The 898-nt window shown below is 69.7% G+C and carries 1 protein-coding gene; it reads left to right on the forward strand.

What is annotated here, in order from left to right; all coding sequences use genetic code 11:
- Positions 1 to 44 precede the first annotated feature (44 nt).
- Positions 45 to 815, forward strand: coding sequence for an IS5/IS1182 family transposase (locus IG86_RS0138060; protein WP_030903153.1), 771 nt, complete (start codon positions 45 to 47; stop codon positions 813 to 815).
- The last annotated feature ends 83 nt before the right edge of the window (positions 816 to 898 follow it).

Below are 898 nucleotides of genomic sequence, written 5' to 3' on the forward strand. Positions count from 1 at the left end.
CTAAAGGGTGTTGCAGAAGGCTCAGTCTTGGGCATTTTGCCTGTATGGGTGGGGTGTTGCGGGCTGAGCCGGTGTGGGTGGAGACGTTCACGGGCTTGCGGTCGGACCGGTTCGCGAAGCTGGTGAAGGTGGTGCGGGAGCGGGGCGGGAACGGGCCCGGTGGTGGCCGGCCGTGGTGCCTGCCGCTGGCGGACCGGGTCCTGCTGGTGGCCGTGTACTACCGCACCAACCTCACGATGCGACAGCTCGCCCCGCTCTTCGGGATCTCCCCGGCCACCGTCTGCCGGGTCATCCAGCGACTGCGTCCGCTGCTGGCGCTGGAACCGGCACCGCGGCCAGTCGCCGAGGTGGACCGGTTGTGGATCGTGGACGGCACCCTCATTCCGGTCCGTGACCGCGCCGTCGGTGCTTCGTCGCGGAACTACCGATTCTCGGCGAACGTGCAGGTCATCATCGACGCCGACACCCGCCTGGTGATCGCCTCGGCCCGGCCAGCGCCCGGGAACAAGGCCGATGCCCACGTCTGGCGGGAGTCGGACCTGCCGGCCGCGGCCGCCGGGACGACCGTGATCGCCGACGGCGCCTACCTGGGCACCGGCCTGATCGTCCCGCACCGCAGGAGGGCGGGCCGCCCTCTGTTGCGCGGACAGGAGGAGGACAACGCCGAACACCGGCGCGTCCGCGCCCGCGTCGAGCACACCTTCGCCCGCATGAAGACCTGGAAGATCCTCCGCGACTGCCGCCAGAAGGGCGACGGCCTCCACCACGCCGTCCAGGCCGTCGCCACCATGCACAATCTCGCCCTCACTGGGTGAAACAGCAGGTCAACGGCCCACTCAGCCCTGCCCGAGACGGACCTTCTGCAACACCCTTTAGGTCGTGTCCGCAAAGTCCCGCC

The sequence above is a fragment of the Streptomyces virginiae genome (assembly GCF_000720455.1).
GTDB lineage: Bacteria > Actinomycetota > Actinomycetes > Streptomycetales > Streptomycetaceae > Streptomyces > Streptomyces virginiae.